The following is a 23738-nucleotide window of genomic DNA, read 5'->3' as shown; positions in this document are numbered from 1 at the left end:
CCGTCCCAGGGGGAGGAACGGGTATGGGAGTGAACCTTCAGCTTGCCCCGGCTACGGCCGGCAAGCGGCTTGGCGCTGCCGTCATTGACTGGCTGCCTCCGCTGGCCGTCCTGGTGGTGACGTTCGCCATCGGCTTTGCCGGGATCACGCGTAGCCGCAGCGGCCAGTTCATCACCTATGACACGGCGTCGCTGGTGCTGTCCGGCGGCATCGGCCTGGCGCTGACGGCTGTGTACCTTTTTACTGTCATGGGGATCGAAGCCAGGACGGGCAAGACCCCCGGGAACCTGCTCATGGGCATCCGCAGCGCGGACAACGACGGCTATGCGCCGGGCGCCGGTACTGTGTTCCTCCGGGGACTTATCACCGGTGCCGGGATCATCCTGGCACTGCTGGCGGCCATCCTGGTGGTGGTCTTCCGGTGGTTTGAGCCCGCCCTGTTCATCCTTGCGCCGCTGGTGTTTGCGGGCGCTGCCTGGGCCGTGCTGGTGGTGGTCTCCAACCACTGGGACAAGAACAGCGGCCTGCGCGGCTGGCACGACAAAGCAGCCAAGGCCCTGGTTTTCGATGTGAAGGCAGGCCGGAACCCCATCACCACCGGCGGCATCCAGGGCCCTTACAGCTTCGCGCCGCTGGACCTTCCCCCGGTCCAGCAGGTGCTCTCCCCGGTGGCAGGCCCCCCGGCAGCCCCGGCGCAGCCCGGCCCCGTGGCGGCGTCCGCGCCTGCCCCGACGCCGTCCGCCCCGACGCCGCCGTCGCAGACCACGCCCTACGCCGCGCCGGCGTCCTTCGCGCCGCCGGCTGGCCAACCTGTTTCCGGCGGCGTTTCTATGCCTGCTGCCCCGTCCCTTCCTGTCCAGGGCGGGCAGGGCACGCAGCACCACGTGGACGACGACGTCGAACGCACCCAGGTGCGGCCGGGCGCAGGCGGTCCGGCGCCCGTCGCTGTGCTGCGGATCCGGCTGGACGACGGCCGCGACTTCCAGCTGGACCGGAGCGTCCTGGTGGGCCGCAACCCCGTGGGCCAGGCGGGCGAACAGCATGCCCAGCTCCTCGCCGTCGACGATCCCGGCCGCTCCATCTCCAAGACGCACCTCCACCTGCTGACCGATGGCGCGGGGATCTGGGTGACGGACCGGAACTCCACGAACGGCAGCGCCGTGACCACCCCCAACGGCGCCAGGACGCCGCTCGCGCCGGGGGTCCCCACTTTTGTTATCCCGGGATCCAGTGTCCACTTCGGAGACCGGACCTTTTACCTAGGACAGGCATGAACCAACAGCCCGCCAGCGTTCCCTCCACCTTCCAGCCGGGCCTCAGCCTGAGCTACGGCTACGGGACAGACCGGGGACTCCGCCGGGAGTTGAACGAGGATTCCTACATCGCCTCCGATCCTGTGTTCGCCGTGGCAGACGGGATGGGAGGCCATGAAGCAGGCGAAGTGGCGAGCGGCATGTGCGTCCGTGCCCTCGCTGCCATCCCGCAGCTCGCCACAGGTGAACGGACCGTCACCGCAGCCGTCTTGCAGCAGTACCTGGTCCAGGCGGACACCTCCATCCGCGAGGCCACCGGGGCGCGGGCCGGAACCACCCTGGCCGGTGCCGTGGTGGTGGAACAGATGGGCATGCCCTACTGGCTGGTCATGAACATCGGCGATTCCCGCACGTACCGCCTTAGCCAGGGACGGTTTGTCCAGATCAGCGTGGACCACTCCGAGGTGCAGGAACTCGTGGACGCGGGGGAGATCACCGCGGCACAGGCCACCGTCCACCCGCGCCGCCACGTGGTGACCCGCGCGCTTGGCACGGGAGACGAGACCGAGGCCGACTACTGGCTGCTTCCCGTGGAGGAAGGCGACCGGGTCCTGGTCTGCTCGGACGGCCTCACCGGCGAGCTGACGGACGAGCACATCCTCCGCATCCTCAGCACGGTGGGTGACCCCCAGGAAGCCGCCGATGCCCTGATCCAGGCCGCGCTCCGGAGCGGGGGGAGCGACAACATCACGGTGATCGTGGTGGATGCCAGGAATGTCCTGAACGACGCCGGTGCCGCCACCACCGCACCTCGGCGCGACCCTGATGTGGTGGATGAAGACACGCTGCCACGGTTGCAGGCGGCACAGAAGGCCCAGGCCGAACAGGGACAGAAGGCAGAGGCGGCGCAGGCTGCGCCCCAAACCGGCAGCCAAGCAGCCGCGCACCAGGACGGGGAGCCTTCCGATGACCGGCACTAGCTACGTTCCGGGCACCTGGCTGGGAATCGTCCGTGGGAGCACGGCCGTCATCCTGGGCCCGGATTCTCCGCCGGCACTGGCTGGTGCGGTGTGGGACCTGCTGGGCACCGGTCCCGAAGTCCACGAAGTACTCCACGCGGTGACCAGCAGCTCGGGAGGATCGCTGGCGCAGATACCGTCCTTCGGCATCCTCGAGGCCACCGGTCCCTTGCGGGTCTTCCTCCGCGGCGACCTCGACCTCGCGGTGGAGCTGCCCGACGGGCGCGTGGAGCTCGACGGCCGGGACGTCACCACCTGGAACGAGCGCCGGTTCGCCCTGCCGGGCGCATGCCGGCTGGCCATTCCGGCTGCCGGCTCGGCAGGGCAGCAGGAACTGCCGCTGGGGGAGGGTGTTGTCCTGCTGCAGTCCCTGGCGTTCGTGCTGGCCCCGCGCCAGCCGGAACTTGGACCTTCCGGAGCCGCTCCGGCCTCGGTTGTGGTGGACTCCGCGGGCATCGCTGACGTCCGGGACGCCGCGCCCGATGCTGATGCCTCGGCAGAGATGACCATCGTCCCGGACCGCGCTGCCTCAGTGGAGACCGTCGCGCCGGAACACGGTGCCTCGGCCGAGACCGTTGTCGGCGTGCTCGACGACGACCTGCTGGCCGACAACGACCTGCTGGCCGACGACGACCTGCTGGCCGACGACGACCTGCTGGCCGACGACGGCCTGCTGGCCGACGACGGCGATCAGGAGGACCAGGACGGCGACCTGGAGCAGGAAGACGGCAACGCGCACGTTGCCGTGACAGGTTCCGGTCCGGACTCCGGCGCGGATTCCGACTCTCACGGTGCTTCAGCTGACGGCTCCGCGCCGTCAGAAATTATCTCCTCGGAGGTACGTCAGGCGGACGTCCACCCGGCAGAATCCGCTCCCGGTGAGCCGGTACTTCCCGCCGGGCGGGCAGCCCCCGCCAGCGACCACACGAGCTCCTACGACCACCTCTGGGAGAGGACCGTTGTGCGGAGCATCGAGGACGCGGCAGTACGGGACGACGGCGAGGCGGAAATCGACGGACCTCCCGACGGGGAGGAGCCGGCAGATCCCCCAGTTAACGCACAGCCTGACGGACAGGAACTCCCGACGCCGGCCCCGATGCCCGCGGCAGGGCCGCCGGCAGCCCCTGCTTCTCCGCTGCCCCTTGCTTCTCACGTGCCCGCTGCATCTCCCGCCCCTGCAGGGGGGCTCATTGACTCCGTTCCGTGGAAGAAGGGTGCGGACGCCGCCGTGCAGGGCAGCGCCCCGCAGGTACCCGCCCCGCAGGGCAGCGCCCCGCAGATCCATGTCCCGCAGGCGAATGTCCCGCAAACCGGCGCTGGGCCACGGGCGGTCGTGGCCGCGCCGGCCGCTGCCGCGCAGCAGCCCCATGCTGGCAGCGCCGCCGTCGACACTGACCACGACGGCCAGACGGTCATGAAGAGCAGCATCCCCACGTCAGCCGGACAGCCCGCCACACCGGTTGCGGAGGATCCGGCGGCCGGGCCCACCGTCCTGGCCCGGGTCTGCCGCCAGGGCCATGCCAACCCGCCCACCCGGGCGCAGTGCGCCGCGTGCGGGGCGGGGCTGCTCCCGGACGCCGTCCAGGTGCCGCGCCCCCGGCTGGGCAGGGTGCGTGTGTCCACCGGGGAACTCCTGGACCTCGACCAGTCGCTGATCATCGGACGGCAGCCGTCCGTGTCCCGGGTCCAGGGCGGCGTCATGCCCAGGCTGGTTCAGGTTCCAAGCCCCGAAGGTGACATCTCGCGGTCCCATGTGGAGGTCCGGCTGGAGGGCTGGCACGTCATGCTGTGCGACCTCAAGGCCACGAACGGTACCGTCCTGGTGCGTGAAGGCCAGTCTCCCCGCCGCCTGGCACAGAACGAGATGGCCATCCTGCTGGACGGTGACATCGCTGAGCTGGGCGACAACATCTCGCTGCGTTTTGAGGAGATTCCTTGAGTTCCAAACGGCCCGTCGCGCCGCCTCCCCGCATCCAGGGGTTCACCTATATCAGCCTGCTGGGCTCCGGCGGTTTCTCCGACGTCTACCTGTACGAACAGGACAGGCCGCGCCGCAAGGTTGCAGTCAAGGTGCTGCTCTCGGACCTGAAGACGGAGGGTGCCCGCCGCAGGTTCGAATCCGAGGCGAACCTGATGGCCCAGCTGTCCTCGCATCCGTACATCGTGACGATCTTCGAAGCGGAAGTGACCGACGACGGCCACTCGTACCTGGCGATGGAGTACTGCTCCAGGCCCAGCCTGGACGTCCGGTACCGCAGGCAGCGGTTCAGCGTGGATGAAGTCCTGGCCGTCGGCATCCAGGTGGCCTCCGCCGTCGAAACCGCCCACCGTGCCGGCATCGCCCACCGCGACATCAAGCCTGCCAACATCCTGGTCACGGACTACAACCGTCCCGCCCTTACCGACTTTGGCATCTCCGGCACGCTCGCCGGGGACGCCGACGACGACTCAGGAATGTCCATCCCCTGGTCCCCGCCCGAGCAGTTCACCGACGGCGCGGTGGACGGGGTCATGGTGGATGTGTGGGCCCTCGGTGCCACGCTCTACACCCTGCTGGCCGGCCGGTCGCCCTTTGTGATGCCCGGGGCGGACAACTCGCAGCGGGAGCTGATCAGCCGGATCAGCAACACGCCGGTGCCGCGCCTGGGCCGCGCGGACGTCCCCGAATCCCTGGAACTGGCCCTCTCCACGGCCATGGCAAAGTCGCCGCAGTCCCGATACTCCTCAGCGCACGCCTTCGCCCTGGCCCTGCAGCGCATCCAGGCGGAACTCAACCTCTCCGTCACACCCTTTGAAGTGCTGGAGGAGCCGCACCACGAGGACAGCCAGCCGGACGACGGCGTCGAGGAGACGCGGGTCCGGAGCATCGCGGCGATCGATCCGGAACGGACCGGCAGCGCCCCCACCTTTCCGGCACGCACGTGGCCCCAAGCCGGCGGCAGTCAAAGCGGTGTTGGCCACGGCGCTGGCAACCAAAGCAGTAACGGCCAGGGCCCCGCAGCGGAGGCTCCGCCGTCGCGCTTTACCCCGACGGCTTCCGCGGGCTCCCAGCCGGCACCAGCCCCTGCGCCGCAGCCGCAGGAGTGGGCGGACGCCACAGTCCTGCGCGGTTCCGGCGGCAGCGCCGGTGCAGCCCAGGACGAGGGCACGCTGCCTGAAAGCCGCCTTGGCTCAGGCGCTGACGCCGCGGACACCACCGTCCACCGGCCGGCAAGGGTGAAGGAGCCGGCTGCTGCGGCTCCGGCTCTCGACCACGGCCGGCGCAACCTCTGGCTGGCAATCTCGGGCGGCACCCTGTTGGCCCTCACTGCGGTGGTGGGCCTGGTGGTGGCCAACGCCTCGCCCGAAAAACCCGCGGCGGTAGAGACCCAGCAGGCCAGCAGGCCGCCGGCCGATGCGCTGGACAACGGAACCGTGCCGGACGTGGAAGGCCTCACCGGGACAGCGGCAGGGGACGGCAACGCCTCCTTCACCTGGGTGAACCCGCAGCCCAAAGAGGGAGACACCTACAAATGGCGGGTCTACACCATAGGTGGCGGCGGCGAATACCAGTCCATCGACCAGCCGCCGGTCAAGTTGACGGCGAATCCGTCGGGGGAGACCTGCATCCAGGTCATGATCGTGCGCTCTGACGGCGCGTTCTCCCCGATGGAGGAAAGCTCCATCGGGTGCACCGGCTCCTGAGCCGCGGACCATCCCAGCAGCATTACGACGACGAAACGCACCATATGGCCGCACGACAGGTTGTCGAACGGCAGGTTGTCCAACGAAAAGTTAGCCCGGTGAAATTTTGCCCAACGAGGAGGCACAGAAAATGGGGGATCTAGCAATAGATTTCTGTGGTGAGTGGTACGAGCCATCGGACGAGGACGTCTTCAACATCGGACGCGAAGGCGACCTTGAAGTCGATGACAACCCCTACCTGCACCGGCAGTTCCTGCAGGTGGCCCGCTACGACGGGATCTGGTGGCTCAGCAACGTGGGCAGCATGCTCTCGGCCACGGTGGCGGATGCCTCCGGCGGAATGCAGGCCTGGCTGTCACCGGGCGCCCGGATCCCGCTGGTCTTCAGCCACACGAACATTATCTTTACCGCCGGTCCCACCACCTACGAGTTCGCGGTGCACCTGAGGACCCCGTCTTTCCGGCATGAGTCACGCGAGGGCGACAGCAACGGTGACACCACCATCGGCCCGGTGGTGTTTACAGACTCCCAGAAAGCCCTCATCGTGGCGCTCGCCGAACCCATGCTCCGGCGGGAAGGAACCGGCTTCAGCGCCATTCCCTCCTCGGCCGCGGCCGCCAAGACTCTGGGCTGGGCCCTGACCCGCTTCAACCGGAAGCTGGACAACGTCTGCGACAAACTCGACCGCGTGGGGGTGGTGGGCCTGCGCGGGGGCGGCGGCAAACTAGCCACCAACCGCCGTGCCAGGCTGGTTGAGCACGCCGTGACGTCGCACCTGGTGACCCCTGAGGACCTGTACCTGCTGGAGAAGATGAGGGGCGTGGACGAAGGATGAGGATCCGCCTGACCCTTCGCCGGGATCCTGCCGAGTCCAAGGACCTGGCCGTCACAGTGGACGGCCTGGCCACCGTGGCCGATACCGCTGCCGTGCTCTGGGCCGCGGACCCGGGCCGCAAGGGCACCCCGGCCCCGGACAACCTCTCCCTGCGGATCGAGGAAGCCTTCGTGGGCGCGGGCCTGAGCGGAAACATGCTCACCCGGACCGACAACCTCCTGGAGTCCGGCCTGCGCCCCGGCTCCGTGGTGTCACTGGCACAGGTCAGCACGCAGTTCGACGTGCCCGGCGCCGGCCGCGGTCCCGCAGCGGCCACCCTCCGGGTTCTTTCCGGGCCCGACGCCGGCCGCGAGTTTTCGCTGCCCACCGGCACCAGCTACATCGGCCGGGACCGTGACGTGGACATCCGCCTCTCGGACCCCCTGACGTCCAAGCGGCACGCCCGGATCACGGTGGGCGACGGCGTGGAAATCGTGGACACCAACTCCGCCAACGGGCTCCTGATGGACGGGCTTCCGGTCACCCGGGCCACCCTTAATTCCTCGGACACGGTCACCTTGGGCGACACCACCGTGACCGTGGTGCCGCTGGGGCACAACCACGCGGCAGCCCCGACGTCGCCCCTGGTCAGCTTCAACCGTTCACCCCGGGTGGTTCCCCGCTTCGAGGAGCCAAAGCGCGTGGTCCCGTCCGGGCCCAAACGGCCCGAGGACAACCCGTTCCCCTACATCATGATGATCACCCCGCTGCTGATGGGCGCCGTGATCTTCGCCGTGACCGGCAACCCGCTCTCGGTGCTGTTCATGCTGATGATGCCGCTGTTCGTCGTGGGCCATTACGTGGACCAGAAGATGCGGACCAGGCGCCAGCAGAAGGAACAGCTCAAGCAGTTCCGCGCCTCCATGGCCGATTTCCGCCACGACCTCACCGAACTGCAGCAGGTGGAACGCGCCGTCCGCCTGCAGGAGGCACCGTCCGTCAGCGACACCGTTGACGCCATCTACAAACTGGGTCCGCTGCTGTGGACCCACCGTCCGGAACACCGCTGGTTCCTTGGCCTTCGGTTCGGCCTGGGCACCGCACCCTCGCGGGTCCTCCTTGAGGAACCGCAGAACAACGACACCGAAGTCCAGTACGCCCGGGAAATCCAGGACTGCCTGAAGCAGTTCCGCGACATTGAGGGCGTTCCCGTTGTCTCGCAGCTGCGGAGCTCCGGATCCCTGGGCATTGCCGGTGCCCGCGGCCTGGTGGATGACGTGGCCCGCGGCATGGTGCTGCAGCTCGTGGGGCTCCACTCGCCCGCGGAGGTGGTCCTCGCGGCCATCACGTCAGCCCAGTCCCGGGAACGGTGGAACTGGCTGCAGTGGCTTCCCCACGTGGGCTCGGGGCACAGCCCCCTCGCCGGCGACCACCTGGCGGCTGGCTCAGCCGGTGGGGCATCGCTCCTGGCCCGGCTCGAGGACCTCCTTGACGCCCGGGAGGCGGCGGCCAAACGCACCGGCGCCGACCTCCGGCCGGAACTGGACCCCGCCAAGCAGGAGGTGCCGGAACCGGTGCTTCCGGCCGTGCTGGTCATCGTGGAGGACGACGCCCCGGTGGACCGAGGCCGGCTCACCCGGCTCGCAGAGCGCGGCCCCGACTCCGGCGTCCACGTGATCTGGGTTGCCACCGACATCCAGTCGCTTCCCGCAGCCTGCCGCGACTTCATGGTGGTGGACGGCGACCATGGCACCACCACGGGGCAGGTCCGCCTGGGCAGGCACACGTACCCGGTCAGCTGCGAAAGCGTTGACGCGGAGCTGGCCGCCCAGCTGGCCCGGATGCTGGCGCCCGTCATGGATGTGGGCAAACCTGTGAACGACGACTCCGACCTTCCGCGGGCCGTGTCCTATGCCACCCTGATCGGCAAGGACTTCCTGGACAACCCCCAGTCCGTCGCCGAACGCTGGACGGAAAACAACTCAGTGCACGCGAGCGCCGTGGCCAACCGCAAGGACAACGGCACCCTGCGTGCCCTGGTGGGCTCCAAAGGCATAGAACCGCTGTACCTTGACCTGAAGAACGAGGGGCCGCACGCCCTGGTGGGCGGCACCACGGGCGCAGGCAAATCCGAATTCCTGCAATCCTGGGTGATGGGAATGGCCGCCGCCTACAGCCCGGACCGGGTCAGCTTCCTGTTCGTGGACTACAAGGGCGGGGCCGCCTTCGCCGACTGCATCAACCTGCCCCATACCGTGGGCCTGGTGACAGACCTTTCGCCGCACCTGGTCCGGCGGGCCCTGACCTCGCTGCGCGCCGAACTCCACTACCGGGAGCACCTGCTGAACCGGAAGAAGGCCAAGGACCTGCTGGCACTGCAGCGCGAGGCCGACCCGGACGCGCCGCCCTACCTGGTGATCGTCGTCGACGAGTTTGCCGCGCTGGCCAGCGAGGTGCCTGAATTCGTGGACGGTGTTGTGGACGTGGCAGCCCGCGGACGGTCCCTGGGGCTGCACCTCATCCTGGCCACCCAGCGCCCGGCAGGCGTCATCAAGGACAGCCTGCGCGCCAACACCAACCTGCGGGTGGCCCTGCGGATGGCTGATGAGGATGACGCCACGGACATCCTGGGCGTGCCGGACGCCGCGTACTTTGATCCCTCCATCCCCGGCCGCGGCGCCGCGAAGACGGGCCCCGGCCGGATCCAGGGCTTCCAGACCGGCTACGCGGGCGGCTGGACCACGGAGAAGCCGCAGCGGCCGCAGATCGACGTTGTCGAGATGGCCTTCGGCTCGGGGCCCAGCTGGGAAGCACCGGCACCGGAGAAACCCGAGGCAGCAGAGCCCACAGGCCCCAACGACATCGCACGGATGACCGCAACCATCGTCCGGGCCGCCGACACGCTGTCCATCCATGCCCCGCGCAAGCCCTGGCTGGACGAACTGGCCAAGACCTACGACTTTTCCAGGCTGCCCAACCCCCGCACGGACGAACAGCTCCTCCTCGGCGTTGCCGACGACCCCGCCCGCCAGTCCCAGCCCACCGTGTTCTACGAACCGGACAAGGACGGGAACATGGCCATCTACGGCACCGGCGGGTCAGGAAAGTCCGCAGCGCTGCGCGGCATCGCCATTGCCGCGGCCATCACACCGCGCGGAGGGCCGGTGCATGTCTACGGCATCGACTGCGGCTCCTCCGGGCTGAGGATGCTGGAAGAGCTTCCCCACGTGGGCGGCATCATCAACGGCGACGACGTGGAACGCGTCGGGCGCCTGCTGCGCCTGCTGAGGGACATCGCGGAGCAGCGCTCCGCCCGGTACGCGGAAGTCCGCGCCGCCACCATCGTCGAGTACCGCAAGCTGGCCAACAGGCCCGACGAAAAGCGCATCTTCGTGCTGGTGGACGGCATGTCCGCGTTCCGTGAGGCCTACGAACACAGCAGGCTGTCCGCCCTGTGGGACATCTTCCTCCAGCTGGCCACTGACGGCCGCGCCGTCGGCATCCACCTGGTGGTCACCGGTGACAGGCCGAACGCCGTGCCCGCGTCACTGCTCGCTTCCATCCAGCGCCGCCTGGTCCTGCGGCTGTCCTCCGAGGATGACTACATTTCCCTGGACGTGCCCCGGGACGTCCTCAACGCCGCCTCACCTCCCGGACGCGGACTCCTGGACGGGCTCGAAGTCCAGCTGGCAGTCCTCGGCGGGAACTCCAACCTGGCGCTGCAGGCCCGCGAGGTCCACAAGCTCAGTGAAGCCATGCAGCGCCAGGGGCTGGACGCCGCCCCTGTCATCGAGAGGCTTCCGGAACAGGTGGACCTGGAGGTCCTGCCCGCCGGCAGCCAGGGCCTTCCGGTCATTGGCGTTGACGACGAAACCCTGCAGCCCGCCGAGATCCTGGCCAGGGGACCGCTGCTCCTTGCCGGCCCCCCGGGTGCAGGCCGCACCGTCGCCCTGGTGACACTCGCCTATGCCCTGCGCCGGTCCAGCCCGGACACGGAGCTGGTCTACGTAGGATCCCGGCGCTCCGCCGTCGCGTCCCTGCCCATCTGGAACCGGTCCATCGTGGGCGCGGACGACCTCGCCGAGGTGGTGGAGGACCTGGTTGAACACTCCTCCGGGAATCCCGGGGCTCTGGGCATCTTCATCGAAGGCCTCACAGAGTTCACCGACACCCTGGCGGAATCGGGAGTGGCCCAACTGGTGACGGCATCCATCAAGGCTGACCAGTGGGTGGTGGGGGAATCCGAAACCTCCACCTGGTCCTCTGCCTGGTCCCTTGCCCAGCCGTTCAAATCCGGCCGGCGCGGGCTGCTGCTGAATCCCGGCGACATCGAAGGCGAGAGCCTGCTGAACACCTCGCTGGGCCGTGTCAGCCCGGACTTCATCCCGGGCCGCGGCTACGTGGTGGGCCGCGGCAAGGCCCGGAAAATCCAGGTGGCACTGCCCCCTGAAAACAGGGTCTGACGCATCGCGCGCGTGGAGGGCCGCAGGTCCGGTGGACTTGCGGCCCTTCGTCGAGGTATAGAAAACTACCGGGGACACCAGAAAGCCGCAGTGGGGGGACTGCGCGCATCGAAAGGTAGCGAATGTCCCCGTCCTTCCCAGCACTCCGCGCTGTCCCGGCGACGGCGTCGGCCGCCGTCCTGGCGCTCGCGGTAAGCCTGTCCGCGGCCGGGGCCGCAGCGGCGGAAACTCCGGACCCCACGGCAACCACCATCACCAGCCCCTCGTGCGGGGCAGCCTGTCCGCCGGAGCCCACCGAAACAAACCCGGCGAAGGCCGGGCGGACAAACCAAAGGGACCCGACGAGCCGCCCGGCCAGCCAGGTGGCCCTGAGCCGGCGCCCCCGGCGACGTCCCAGCCAATTGCGGCCTCCTCTCCGGCACCCCCGCCCGCCGAGTCCATCGTTCCTGCGGCACCTGCCCCCACGGAGGACTCGCCTGGCGGATCCGCCACCCCGGAAGCGACGCATACGGAACCCGGCACCACGTTTTCGGCCACTGCCTCCACCGAATCGAACTGGACCAAACCCGTCACCAGGCCGGCCAGGCCAACCCAGGCCGCGGCCGTTGCCCCCGCCGGCGGTCCGGGACCGGAAGGGCCGGACCCCCTGACCATCACGGCCGGCGTCCTGCTGGTGGGCACCGCCGGGCTGGCTTTCGCCTGGTGGGGCAGGAGCCGGTTCCGGGCACACTGACGGGCGGTGAGGCAAGATAGGTCTGTGACTACAGGACCAGGCCCCGCAGAAAAGACCGCCTCGATGTCTCCGCACCGGACTCCCGGTGCCGGAACAAGCACCGGCGGGACACCAAAGGAAGCTGAGGCCGTCCCCACCGAATCCGTCCGTGAGGAATACGAGAACCTGGTGGACCTGGTCAGGAAGTACCGGTTCGCGTATTACCAGGAAGATGCGCCGCTGGTCTCCGATGCCGAATTCGATGACCTCTTTCGGCGCCTGGAGGAGATCGAGGCGCTCCACCCCGAACTGGTGGCGAACGACTCGCCAACCCAGGAGGTGGGCGGGGAAGTCTCCGCCGCGTTCGAGCCCGTGGAGCACCTGCAGCGGATGTACAGCCTCGAGGATGTTTTTTCCCTTGACGAACTGGAGGCCTGGCTCGCCAAGGCCGAGACCGGCATCGGCAAGCTCGGCGACGGCACCCCTGCCGCGGCCTGGCTGACGGAGCTCAAGATCGACGGCCTGGCCGTCAACCTCCTGTACCGTGACGGGAAGCTGGTCCGCGCAGCCACCCGCGGGGACGGCACCACCGGTGAAGACATCACGCACAACGTCCTCACCATCAAGGAAATCCCGCAGCAGCTCCAAGGCGGGGATTTTCCGGCCGAGATGGAAATCCGCGGGGAAGTCTTTATCCCGTCCAAGGCTTTCGCCGAATTCAATGAAGCACTGATTGAAGCCGGCAAGGCGCCCCTGGCCAACCCCCGCAACGCTGCAGCCGGCTCGCTCCGCCAGAAGGACCCCGCTGAAACAGCCAAGCGCCCGCTCAAGATGTTCGTCCACGGCATCGGCGCCCGCGAAGGGCTGCAGGCGCGCAGCCAGTCCGAGACCTACGCCCTGCTGATGGAATGGGGCCTCCCTGTCAGCCCCTACTCCGAGGTGCTCAAAAGCGTCGGAGAAGTCCTGGACTTCATCAAGCGCTACGGGGACCAGCGCCACAAGCTGCTGCATGAGATCGACGGCATCGTCATCAAGGTGGACGACTTCGCCACCCAGCGGGCACTTGGCTACACCACCAGGGTCCCGCGCTGGGCGGTGGCCTACAAATATCCGCCCGAGGAAGTGCACACCAAGCTGCTCGACATCCTGGTGAACGTGGGCCGCACCGGCCGCGTGACGCCCTTCGGCATGATGGAACCGGTCAAGGTAGCAGGTTCAACCGTGGAAATGGCCACCCTGCACAACCAGGACGTGGTCAAGGCCAAGGGCGTGAAGATCGGAGACATCGTGGTCCTGCGCAAGGCGGGCGACGTGATTCCCGAGATCGTGGGCCCGGTCCTTGCCCTCCGCGACCAGCAGGACCCGCCGGTGCGGGATTTTGTGATGCCCACCGAATGCCCCTCCTGCGGTACACCGCTGGCTCCGGCCAAGGAGGGCGACGTGGACATCCGCTGCCCTAATGCGAAGTCCTGCCCGTCCCAGCTGCGCGAGCGCGTGTTCCACCTGGCCGGCCGGGGAGCCTTCGACATCGAGGCCCTCGGCTGGGAAGCCGCCATTGCGCTGACCCAGCCGGCCGAGCCGGAAGTTCCACCGCTCACCTCCGAAGCCGCGCTGTTCGACCTCACCCGCGAGGACCTGGCCGGCGTCCGCATCCGGCGGGAGAAGCGGTCCAAAGGCGTCCCGACGGGCGAATACGAGCTGGTGCCCTACTTCTACAGCAAGGGCACGGCCAAGTCACCGTCCAAGCCCACGGCCACCACGGAAAAACTCTTCAAGGAATTGGAGAAGGCCAAGGCCCAGCCGCTTTGGCGGGTGCTGGTTGCGCTGTCCATCCGGCACGTGGGCCCGCGGGCATCCCGTGCTCTGGCAACCGCCTTCAGCACCATGGACGCCATCCGCCAGGCGTCGGAGGAGGACCTGGCGCACGTCGACGGCGTAGGCCCCACCATCGCTGCGGCACTGAAGGAATGGTTCGCGGAGGACTGGCACCAGGAGATCGTGGACCGCTGGGCGGCCGCGGGGGTCCGGATGGCGGACGAACGCGACGACTCCATGCCCCGCACGCTCGAAGGACTGACGGTGGTAGTCACCGGCTCGCTGCCGAACTTCAGCCGGGATGAGGCCAAGGAAGCCATCCTGGTCCGGGGCGGCAAGGCGGCCGGTTCCGTCTCCAAGAACACCAGCTACCTGGTGGCCGGTGAAAGCGCCGGTACCAAGCTGGACAAGGCCGAGCAGCTGGGTGTCCCCGTGCTGGACGAGGACGGTTTCCGCAAGCTCCTGGCCGGCGGGCCGGCAGCACTGGAGGGCGGGGCTGAACTGGAGGTTGGGGCTGAAGTAGAGGGGCCTGAGCCTGCGGCCCCGGCAGAACACACTGACGCGGAGGTAACGGCATGACCAGTCCTACAGACCTGCTGGAGGTGGCCAAGGCTGCAGCGGCGGCGGGAGCCGCGGTGCTGGCCGGCCGCAACGCAGAGGCCCTGCAGGCCAGCAACAAGGGCGACGCCGGCGACTGGGTCACGGCGTTCGACGTCGCGGCCGAGCACGCCGTCCGGGACGTCATCACAGCGGCCCGCCCGGGGGACGCCATCACCGGCGAGGAACACGGCACCACCAGGCCGGCCGAACCCACCGGCTACCGCTGGTCCATCGACCCGCTGGACGGCACCACCAACTTCATCCGCAACATCGTCTACTACGCCACCTCCGTGGCAGTCGCCGATGCCGACGGCGCCTGGCTGGCCGGCGTCGTCAATGCCCCTGCGCTGGGCCGCGTCTACTACGCCGCACGCGGCGAGGGCGCCTGGCTGGAGGAAGCGGGGAGGGTGACCCGGCTGGAGGGTCCCGTCCCGGGCCGGAAGGGCCAGATCCTGGCCACCGGGTTCAGCTACGATCCCGGGGTCCGGGCCGAGCAGGCCGTTTTCCTGGCCGGACTGATGGACGGCTTCGCCGATGTCCGGCGCCTGGGATCCGCCGCCCTGGACCTGTGCCTCGTGGCCGACGGGACCCACGATGCGTATGGAGAGCGTGGCCTCAACGAGCACGATTTCTCGGCAGGTGCGCTCATTGCAGAGGAAGCCGGCTGCTGGGTCCGGCGGCCGCGCCTGGCCAGCCCGCTGGAGGGCGGGCCTACGGACGCCGACCGCCTGGAGGCCTGGACCTGCGCCGGCGGCCTGGAGCTTTCGGGCAAATTTCCGCTCTGATAGTTCGCTCACGAAAAGCGCAGGTTGGCCAGGTGCTACCGGCCAGTACCACTACCATTGACGGGTGCAGCCGCAGATAACAGTCCGTCCCGCCGTCGAAGCAGATTACGACGCCGTTGCCCGCATTACGCGTGATTCCTACCTCGCCGCGGGCTACTTCGAGGACGCCGACCACCCCTACATGCGCAAAGTCCAGGACGTGGCGCTGCGGGCCGGACACGCCACCATCTGGGTGGCCGAACGGGACGGCCAGGTTGTCGGTTCGGTGACACTGGCGCGGGCAGGGGAGCCGTACGCGGACATCGCCCTTGAAGACGAGCTCGAGTTCCGCATGCTGGTGGTGGACCCGGTGGTCCAGCGCAGCGGCGCGGGCAGGGTCATGGTGGACGCCATCCTGGAGTATGCCAGGCAGCTGGACGGCATCAAGGCTGTGGCCCTCACCACCGGACAGACCTGGGAAAGCGCCCATGGCCTCTACCGCAAGACGGGCTTCCGCCGGGTGCCCGAACGTGACTGGCTGGTCCCCGGAACTGACATAAAACTGCTGGTTTACCGCCTCGACGTGTAGCAGCCCTACAGTGGTGCCGAACCCCCTCCAGCACTGAAAGGCCCACCATGCGCAAAACCTTCGGCACCGGCTCCGTCTGGGAACAGACCCTCGGCTACTCACGGGCCGTCCAGGTGGACAACACCCTCTACATCTCCGCCACCGCGGCCAGCGGCGAGGACGGAATCGTCGGGGACGATTTCTACACCCAGACCCAGTACATCCTGCAGAAACTCGGCACAGTCCTCGCTGACGCCGGCTTCGGTTTCGAGGACGTCGTCCAGTCCAAGCTCTACCTCACGGACATCAGCAAGTGGGAAGACGCAGGCCGGGCCCACGGCGAGGTCTTCGGCGACATCCGCCCCACCCTGTCACTGGTGCACGTCCTGCCGTTCCTGGACCCCAAGATGCTCGTGGAGATCGAGCTCGTGGCGCAGAAGGGCAGCAACTAGGAGCACCGGCTCACGTGGCGGGGAGGCCGTAGCGGTGCTCCGGCCTCCCCGTCGTTCCGTACCGCAGCTGGATGTCCACGGCGCCGTCGTCCGCCAGGGAGGACAGGTACCGCTGCGCGGTGGCGCGCGAAACCCCCACCCGCCCGGCCACTTCGGCGGCCGAGTACTGCTCGCCGGGTACCAGGGATTCCAGCACTGCCGCCTCGGTGGCCGAGCGGGGTTTTGACGACGGCGTGACGTCGCCCGGGATCAGGGCGCGCTTGGCGCGCTCCACCGCCTCCTGGTCCAGAGCCCCGGGCTGCGCCAGCAGGCGGCGGTACCGGGCATACGAGCGCAGCTGCTGGGAGAGGGCTTCCGACGTAAAAGGCTTCAGGAGGTAGCCCAGCGCGCCGCGGCGGAAGGCCACCCGGACGGAAACGGCATCGGAGGCTGCTGTCAGCATGATGGTGTCCACGTCCAGCTGCTGGAGCAGGTCCAGTCCGGACGCGTCCGGCAGGTAGACGTCAAGCAGCACCAGGTCCGGCCTCAGGCTGTGGATGGACTGCAGCGCCAGCGACGCGGTGCCCACTGGTGCCAGCGCCATGAATCCCGCCACGGAATCCACGTAGGCGGCGTGGAGCTTGGCCACGTGGAAGTCGTCGTCCACGATCAGCACCCGAAAATCTTCAGGCATGGGTATCCTTTCCGGCTGTCCCTGTGCTTGTCCTGCCCGCCGTCCCTGCCGTGGTCCCCGGCAGGGTGGCCATGAATACTGCGCCTGGTCCGCCCGGACTGCCAGGCTCCAGGACTCTGACGTCCCCGCCGCGCCGCCGGGCCAGCTGGCGCGCCAGGGCCAGCCCAAACCCCTGGCCGCCGCTGCCGTTCCGGGCCAGCGGTCCGGACGCCGTGCTGAAGCCTTCCGCGAAGATCGCCTCCGGGTCCGTTCCCTCTGCCAGCCCGTCACCCGAGTCGGCGACGACGATGTGCAGCGTGCCGCCGTCATCGTCCGGCTCGTCCAGCACCTCCAGCTCCACCCAGCGGTCCGTGGCGGAGCCTGCCACCGCGGCGTTGACCGCGTTGTCGATCAGGTTGCCGAGCACTGTGGTGACGTCCTGGGCCTCCGCCACCTGCCCGCGGACCAGGGTCTCGGGGCCGATCCGCAGGGCCACCCCGCGCTCGTCCGCCTCGACGCCCTTCGCACCCACAAAGGCCTGCAGGTACGGGTCCTGGAGCAGCTCGGCCTGGTCCACCGGGAATTTCAGCGGCCCGGTGGCTGCCAGCCGTGCCAGGTACTCCCGGGCCTGCTGGTGCTGGCCGATGCTCATGAACCCGGCTATGGTGTGCAGCTGGTTGGCGAACTCGTGGCGCTGGGCCCGCAGCGCCGTGGATATGGTTCCGACAGCATCCAGCTGCCGGGTGAGCTGCTGGAGTTCCGTGCGGTCCCGGAGCATCACCACCCAGCCGAGGTCCTCGCGCCGGTGCAGGGCCTTGCGGGCGTTGGCCACCAGCACCCGCCCGCCGGCCACCAGCTCAACCGCGCCGGGGCTATTGGAGCCTGCACGGGTGAGGGACTTCACCTGGTCCGGCACCGGAGCATCCTCCCAGCGGCTGCCGGCCAGGTCCGGCAGTTCCAGCAGCCGTTGGGCGGCCGCGTTGAACACGGTGATCCGCCCGTCGGCGGAGACGCCAACCACGCCATCGTCCACGCCCTGGAGGACCGCCACCTGGTCGTGGACCAGCGTGCTGATCTCCTCGGGTTCCAGCCCCAGGGTGACCCGCGTCAGCCGGCGGCGCAGCAGGAACGAACCCAGCACGCCCGCCAGCAGCGCGCCGGCTGCGGTGAGGGCAACGGGGCCGATATCCCGCGCCACGCTCTGGCCCACCGTTTCCATGGAGTAGCCCACGCTGACCTCGCCCACCACGGTGGTGCTGTCCGGCGCATAGACCGGAACCTTCGCCCCGGCGGAGGGCCCCAGTGTTCCCGTGTTCCGGGTGGTGACCTCCCGGCCGGCCAGGGCCTCGGACGGGTCGGTGCTGACCTTTTCGCCCAGGCGCTCCGGGTCCGGGTGGGCAAGCCGCAGTCCGGTCTCGTCCGTGATCACCACGAACAGGGCGCCGGTCCGGGTCCGTGCCGCTTCGGCCGCTTCCATCAGCGGCCCCGCCGCGAGCTCGGCAGGCGGGGGAGTGCCGGGCTGCTGGCTGATCGCCAGCACGTCAGCCCGCACCGAGGCGTCCGAGGCCACCGTCCGCGCCAGCGTCAGGGCCTGGTTCTCAGCCTCGCTGCCAACCCTGTCGTAGGTGAGCCAGGCGTGTACAGCGGCGCTGAACAGGACCACCAGCAGCACCACGGACAACTGGAGCAGGAGGGTCTGGGTGGAGAACCGCAACGGCCGGCGGGGCACGGAACGCTGCATGATCCTCCTTGATTAGGGCGGGCAACCGTGGACACCAGCAGCCGTGAGCACAATGAGCAAAATGCTCCCAATAAGCAGTATGCCAATCAATTGAGCCAAAGGCACGGCCGTGACGGCCGCCACCCTACAGTCTGTAGCACGCGTCACACCGCTGTGCCGCTGTTCACATAGTAAGGAGCCGGCCGTGCTGGTATTACTTGGATTCGCAATGATCGCGGTATTCATGGTGCTGATCATGACGAAGAAGTTGACGCCAGTGCTGGCGTTGATCATCGTCCCCACCGTTTTTGGCCTCTTCGCCGGTGCAGGCCTTGGCATTGGCGACATGGTCATGGAGTCCATGAAGTCCATGACCTCAACCGCAGCCCTGCTGATGTTTGCCATCATCTACTTCGGCCTGATGATCGACGTCGGGCTGTTCGACCCCCTGGTCCGGTTCATCCTCCGCAAGCTCGGCAACGACCCCGCCAAGGTGGTCCTGGGAACCGCCGTCCTCGCAGCTGCCGTATCCCTCGACGGTGACGGCTCCACCACCTTCATCCTCACCACGGCGGCCATGCTGCCCATCTACCTCCGGCTGAAGATGAGCCCCGTGGTCCTCACCTGCGTGGCCGGCCTGGCCAACGGCACCATGAACATCGTGCCGTGGGGCGGCCCCACCGCCCGCGCCGCCAGCGCCCTGAACATCGACGTCAACGACGTCTTCGTCCCAATGATCCCGTCCCTCCTGGCCGGCATCGTCGTCGTCTTCGCCTTCGCCTGGCTGCTCGGCCTGCAGGAGCGCAACCGCCTCCGGGCAACCCAGCCGGAGATCTGGTCAGTGCCGTCCACGGCAGAGCCCTTTACCGCTGAGGCGTTCGACGGCGGCACGCACCCTTCCGGTGGTGCCAGTGGTTCAGGCGCCGGCCGCGGACCCAAGGCGGCCAACCCCGGCGGAGCAGCCCCCGCCGTCGGCGGCGTCTCCACGGACGGCTCATCCGTTGCCGTCCTGGAACGCACCGAGGACTTGGTGGACGAACACGACAGCGCCATGGCGGACACCGCCCTGGACCCCAACCGCAGCACCCTGCGTCCCAAGCTGCAGTGGTTCAACCTGGGCCTCACGGTCGCCGTCATGGGTATGCTCATCGCGGACCTCGTGCCCCTGCCGTACGTCTTCATGGTGGGTTCCGCCATCGCCCTGCTGGTCAATTTCCCCAAGGTCAAGGACCAGGCCGCGCAGATCGTGGCCCACGCACCGTCTGTTGTCGCCGTCGTCAGCATGGTCATGGCCGCCGCAGTCCTGACCGGCGTCCTGACCGGCACCGGCATGGTGGAAGCCATGTCAGCGTGGCTGGTGCAGATCATCCCCTCCAGCATGGGCCCGCTCATGGCCGTCATCACCGGTGTCCTGAGCATCCCCATGACGTTCTTCATGAGCAACGACGCCTTCTACTTCGGTGTGCTGCCCGTCCTGAGCGAGACGGCCGGCCACTACGGAATCAGCGCCGCCGAGATGGCCCGCGCCTCCATCACCGGCCAGCCGTTCCACATGCAGAGCCCGCTGGTTCCCGCCATCCTGCTGCTGGTTTCGCTGGCCAAGGTTGACCTGGGCGACCACCACAAGAAGGTCCTCTGGCGCAGTGCCGTGGTGTCCCTGGTCATGCTGGGAATCGGCATGCTGACCGGAGCCATCGGAATCGGTTAGTCTATAGCTGCCGTGCTGCCGCCACACGTTGGCGGAACCCGGCATCAAGGTGCCCGTCTGACGCCCGCTGGGGGATGTCAGACGGGCATCATTGTTTCCCCACTAGAATGGATCGGAAATCAATTCGAACTTTGCAGGGGAGATCCATGGCTGCGATCAACCGTGACGACGTCGCGCATCTCGCGCGGCTCGCTCACATTGAGATGAGTGACCAAGAGCTGGACAGGATGGCCGGAGAACTCGCCGTCATCGTTGATTCGGTCAAATCCGTCAGTCAGGCCGCCGGGGACGACGTCCCGGCCACCTCACACCCCATTCCGCTGAGCAACGTGTTCCGCGAAGACGTTGTGGGCCACACCTTCACCGCGGAACAGGCGCTCTCCGGCGCACCGGACTCCGACGACAACCGTTTCAAGGTCCCGGCAATCCTGGATGAGGCATAACCCATGACTGACACCAACACACTGATCCGCCTCTCAGCCTCACGGCTCGCGGAAAAGCTGGCAGCTGGCGAGGTGACCTCCGTCGAGGTCACCCAGGCCTACCTGGACCGGATCGCGGAGGTTGACGGCGGGGAACGCGGCGTCAACGCCTTCCTGCATGTCAATGCCGAAGAGGCGCTGGCCGTCGCCGCCGAGGTGGACGCCATCCGCGCCGCCGGCGGCGCCGAAGCTGAGGCGCTGCACGTCCTGGCCGGCGTCCCTATCGCCGTCAAGGACCTCATCGTCACCGTTGGCCAGCCCACCACGGCCGGCTCCAAAATCCTCGAGGGCTGGCACAGCCCGTACGACGCCACCGTGGTGGAGCGCCTGCGCGCCGCGAAGATGCCCATCCTGGGCAAGACCAACCTTGACGAGTTCGCCATGGGCTCCTCCACCGAGCACTCCGCCTTCGGCCCCACCCGCAACCCGTGGGACCTGGACCGGATCCCCGGCGGTTCCGGCGGCGGGTCCGCGGCAGCCGTCGCGGCGTTCGAGGCGCCCCTCGCGCTGGGCACGGACACCGGCGGCTCCATCCGCCAGCCCGGAGCCGTCACCGGCACGGTGGGCGTGAAGCCCACGTACGGCAGCGTGTCCCGGTACGGCGCCATCGCCATGGCGTCCTCGCTGGACCAGATCGGCCCCGTGTCCCGGACCGTCCTGGACTCCGCGCTCCTGCATCAGGTCATCGGCGGGCACGATCCCCGCGACTCCACTTCGCTCCCGGACCCGCTGGCCGATCTCGTGGCCGCAGCGAAGACAGGCAACGTTGAGGGCATGCGGATCGGCATCATCAAGGAGCTGCACGGCGAGGGCTACCAGGCGGGCGTCGAAAACCGCTTCAATGACTCCCTGGAGCTCCTCAAGGAAGCCGGCGCCGAAATCGTTGAGGTTTCCTGCCCCAACTTCCAGTACGCCCTGGGCGCCTACTACCTGATCATGCCCTCCGAGGCCTCCTCCAACCTCGCCAAGTTCGACGGCGTCCGGTACGGCCTGCGCGTCCTCCCCGAAGACGGTCCCATGACCATCGAACGCGTCATGGGTGCTACCCGTGCCGCCGGCTTCGGTGACGAGGTGAAGCGCCGCATCATCCTGGGCACCTACGCGCTGAGCGCCGGCTACTACGACGCCTACTACGGCTCGGCCCAGAAGGTCCGCACCCTGGTGCAGCGCGACTTCGATGCCGCCTTCACCGTGGCGGACGTGCTGATTTCGCCCACCGCCCCCACCACGGCCTTCCGCCTCGGCGAAAAGCTGGACGATCCGCTGGCCATGTACCTCAACGACGTCGCCACCATTCCTGCCAACCTGGCAGGTGTGCCCGGCCTGTCCCTGCCCGGCGGCCTGGCGGACGAAGACGGCCTCCCCGTGGGCATCCAGCTGCTGGCACCGGCCCGCGAGGACGCCCGCCTGTACCGCGTGGGCGCCGTGCTCGAATCGCTGCTGGAGGCCAAGTGGGGCGGACCGCTGCTGGCGCAGGCGCCCGAGCTTGCCGCCGCCGGGCCCGTCGAAACCCTTGTTGGAAGCCAGGAGGCAAAGTAATGAACACAGAGGCAATCCTGAGCTTCGAAGAAGCCATGGAGAAGTACGATCCCGTCCTGGGGTTCGAGGTCCACGTGGAACTCAACACCAAGACCAAGATGTTCTCCTCCGCGCCCAACGTCTTCGGCGACGAGCCCAACACCAACGTCAACGAGGTGGACCTCGGCATGCCCGGCGTACTGCCCGTGGTGAACAAAACCGCGGTGGAGTCCTCCATCAAGATCGGCCTGGCGCTCAACTGCAAGATCGCCGAGAGCTGCCGGTTTGCCCGGAAGAACTACTTCTACCCGGACACTCCCAAGAACTTCCAGACATCCCAGTACGACGAACCCATCGCATACGACGGCTACCTGGACATCGAACTGTCCGACGGCACCGTGTTCCGGGTGGAGATCGAGCGCGCCCACATGGAGGAGGACGCTGGAAAGCTGACCCACATGGGCGGCGCCACCGGCCGCATCCACGGCGCCGACTTCTCCCTGGTGGACTACAACCGCGCCGGCGTCCCGCTGGTGGAAATCGTCACCAAGCCCATTGAGGGGGCAGGCTCCCGGGCACCCGAGCTGGCCAAGGCCTACGTGGCTGCGGTCCGGGAGATCGTGAAGAACCTGGGTGTTTCGGACGCCAAGATGGAACGCGGCAACGTTCGCTGCGACGCGAACGTGTCGCTGCGCCCGCACGGCCGCGAAAGGTTCGGCATCCGGTCCGAAACCAAGAACGTGAACTCGCTGCGCGCCGTCGAACACGCCGTCCGCTACGAGATCCAGCGCCACGCCGCCGTCCTGGACGCCGGCAACCCGGTGGTCCAGGAAACCCGCCACTGGCATGAGGACACCCGCACCACCACGTCCGGCCGGCCCAAGTCCGACGCCGACGACTACCGCTATTTCCCGGAGCCGGACCTGGTTCCCGTGGTGGCGTCGCGTGAATGGGTTGAGGAGCTGCGTGCCACCCTGCCCGAGCCGCCGGCCGCCCGCCGGAAGCGCCTGCAGGCTGACTGGGGCTACTCGGACCTCGAGTTCCGCGATGTGGTGAACGCCGGCGTCATGGACGAGATCGAGGAGACCATTGCTGCCGGGGCCTCGGCCTCCGTGGCCCGCAAGTGGTGGATGGGCGAGATCGTGGGGCGTGCGAAGAACGCCGACGTCGATCCCGGCCAGCTCGGCGTCCAGCCCGCCACCATCGTGGAGCTCGCACGCATGGTGGAAGAGGGAAAGATCAACAACAAGATGGCCACGGAGGTCCTGGACGGCGTCCTGGCCGGCGAGGGTACCCCCGCGGACATCGTGGAGAAGCGCGGCCTGGCCGTGGTCTCCGACGACGGGCCCCTGCTTGAAGCCATCGATGCCGCGCTGGCTGCCCAGCCCGGCGTCGCGGACAAGATCCGCGGCGGCAAGGTCCAGGCCGTCGGCGCCATCGTGGGCGGAGTCATGAAGGCCACCCGCGGCCAGGCCGACGCCGCCCGTGTCCGGGAGCTGATCCTGGAGAAGCTG

The 23738-nt window shown here is 68.4% G+C and carries 17 protein-coding genes; 15 read left to right on the top strand and 2 right to left on the bottom strand.

Annotated elements, in window-relative coordinates; translation table 11 throughout:
* Nucleotides 1-23: 23 nt before the first annotated feature.
* The 11 genes from AC6CHP_RS09065 to AC6CHP_RS09015 all read left to right on the top strand — a co-directional run bounded on the left by AC6CHP_RS09065 (nt 24) and on the right by AC6CHP_RS09015 (nt 16144).
* A complete protein-coding gene (locus AC6CHP_RS09065) occupies nt 24-1274 on the top strand; it encodes an RDD family protein (RefSeq protein ID WP_498229699.1) in 1251 nt (416 codons plus the stop codon).
* Nucleotides 1271-2233 (top strand): PP2C family protein-serine/threonine phosphatase, encoded by a 963-nt coding sequence (locus tag AC6CHP_RS09060; RefSeq protein ID WP_498229332.1) that lies wholly within the window; start codon nt 1271-1273, stop codon nt 2231-2233. Before AC6CHP_RS09065 ends, AC6CHP_RS09060 begins: the two co-directional genes overlap by 4 nt.
* Nucleotides 2220-4211, top strand: coding sequence for an FHA domain-containing protein (locus AC6CHP_RS09055; RefSeq protein WP_498229330.1), 1992 nt, complete (start codon nt 2220-2222; stop codon nt 4209-4211). Before AC6CHP_RS09060 ends, AC6CHP_RS09055 begins: the two co-directional genes overlap by 14 nt.
* Complete coding sequence (locus AC6CHP_RS09050; RefSeq protein ID WP_498229329.1) at nt 4208-5956, top strand: serine/threonine-protein kinase; 1749 nt, start codon at nt 4208-4210, stop codon at nt 5954-5956. Before AC6CHP_RS09055 ends, AC6CHP_RS09050 begins: the two co-directional genes overlap by 4 nt.
* Before the next feature lie 130 nt (nt 5957-6086).
* Entirely contained in the window at nt 6087-6791 is a 705-nt protein-coding gene (locus AC6CHP_RS09045) for a hypothetical protein (RefSeq protein ID WP_498229328.1), read from the top strand.
* On the top strand, nt 6788-11233 hold the full coding sequence (locus tag AC6CHP_RS09040; protein ID WP_498229326.1) for a type VII secretion EssC family protein: 4446 nt from the start codon (nt 6788-6790) through the stop codon (nt 11231-11233). Before AC6CHP_RS09045 ends, AC6CHP_RS09040 begins: the two co-directional genes overlap by 4 nt.
* 265 nt (nt 11234-11498) lie before the next feature.
* Nucleotides 11499-11966, top strand: coding sequence for a hypothetical protein (locus tag AC6CHP_RS09035; protein WP_498229324.1), 468 nt, complete (start codon nt 11499-11501; stop codon nt 11964-11966).
* A 24-nt stretch (nt 11967-11990) separates the two neighbouring features.
* A complete protein-coding gene (gene ligA / locus AC6CHP_RS09030; RefSeq protein ID WP_498229322.1) occupies nt 11991-14339 on the top strand; it encodes an NAD-dependent DNA ligase LigA in 2349 nt (782 codons plus the stop codon).
* The gene (locus AC6CHP_RS09025; protein WP_498229320.1) at nt 14336-15145 is read left to right on the top strand and encodes an inositol monophosphatase family protein; all 810 of its coding nucleotides are present in this window, start codon (nt 14336-14338) and stop codon (nt 15143-15145) included. Before ligA ends, AC6CHP_RS09025 begins: the two co-directional genes overlap by 4 nt.
* Nucleotides 15146-15209: 64 nt before the next feature.
* Nucleotides 15210-15713, top strand: a complete 504-nt coding sequence (locus tag AC6CHP_RS09020; RefSeq protein WP_188730179.1) for a GNAT family N-acetyltransferase — start codon at nt 15210-15212, stop codon at nt 15711-15713.
* Nucleotides 15714-15760: 47 nt separating this feature from the next.
* Entirely contained in the window at nt 15761-16144 is a 384-nt protein-coding gene (locus AC6CHP_RS09015) for a RidA family protein (protein ID WP_188730177.1), read from the top strand.
* A gap of 10 nt (nt 16145-16154) precedes the next feature.
* Here the strand turns inward: AC6CHP_RS09015 and AC6CHP_RS09010 are convergent, their stop codons facing one another.
* Together AC6CHP_RS09010 and AC6CHP_RS09005 are read right to left on the bottom strand one after the other, a co-directional pair.
* The gene (locus AC6CHP_RS09010) at nt 16155-16817 is read right to left on the bottom strand and encodes a response regulator (protein WP_104185283.1); all 663 of its coding nucleotides are present in this window, start codon (nt 16815-16817) and stop codon (nt 16155-16157) included.
* Nucleotides 16810-18537, bottom strand: coding sequence for a sensor histidine kinase (locus AC6CHP_RS09005; protein WP_498229316.1), 1728 nt, complete (start codon nt 18535-18537; stop codon nt 16810-16812). The genes AC6CHP_RS09010 and AC6CHP_RS09005 overlap by 8 nt, the downstream gene beginning before the upstream one ends.
* 184 nt (nt 18538-18721) lie before the next feature.
* Here AC6CHP_RS09005 and AC6CHP_RS09000 point away from each other — a divergent pair, with 184 nt between their 5' ends.
* From AC6CHP_RS09000 to gatB, 4 genes are all read left to right on the top strand, one after another.
* A complete protein-coding gene (locus AC6CHP_RS09000) occupies nt 18722-20224 on the top strand; it encodes a CitMHS family transporter (protein ID WP_377195031.1) in 1503 nt (500 codons plus the stop codon).
* 146 nt (nt 20225-20370) lie between these two features.
* Nucleotides 20371-20667 carry an Asp-tRNA(Asn)/Glu-tRNA(Gln) amidotransferase subunit GatC gene (gatC, locus tag AC6CHP_RS08995; protein WP_059319419.1) on the top strand — a complete coding sequence of 99 codons (297 nt, stop codon included), beginning with the start codon at nt 20371-20373 and terminating at the stop codon, nt 20665-20667.
* 3 nt (nt 20668-20670) lie between these two features.
* Nucleotides 20671-22245: an Asp-tRNA(Asn)/Glu-tRNA(Gln) amidotransferase subunit GatA gene (gatA, locus tag AC6CHP_RS08990; protein WP_498229313.1), complete on the top strand. Its 1575-nt coding sequence runs from the start codon at nt 20671-20673 to the stop codon at nt 22243-22245.
* Nucleotides 22245-23738 (top strand): Asp-tRNA(Asn)/Glu-tRNA(Gln) amidotransferase subunit GatB (gene gatB / locus AC6CHP_RS08985; protein ID WP_498229311.1); only part of this gene is annotated, 1494 nt, incomplete at its 3' end. The genes gatA and gatB, both read left to right, overlap by 1 nt.

The organism is Pseudarthrobacter sp. GQ63 (assembly GCF_059758765.1).
The sequence above is the reverse complement of the archived record's forward strand: the minus strand, read 5'-3'. Positions and strand labels throughout refer to the sequence as shown.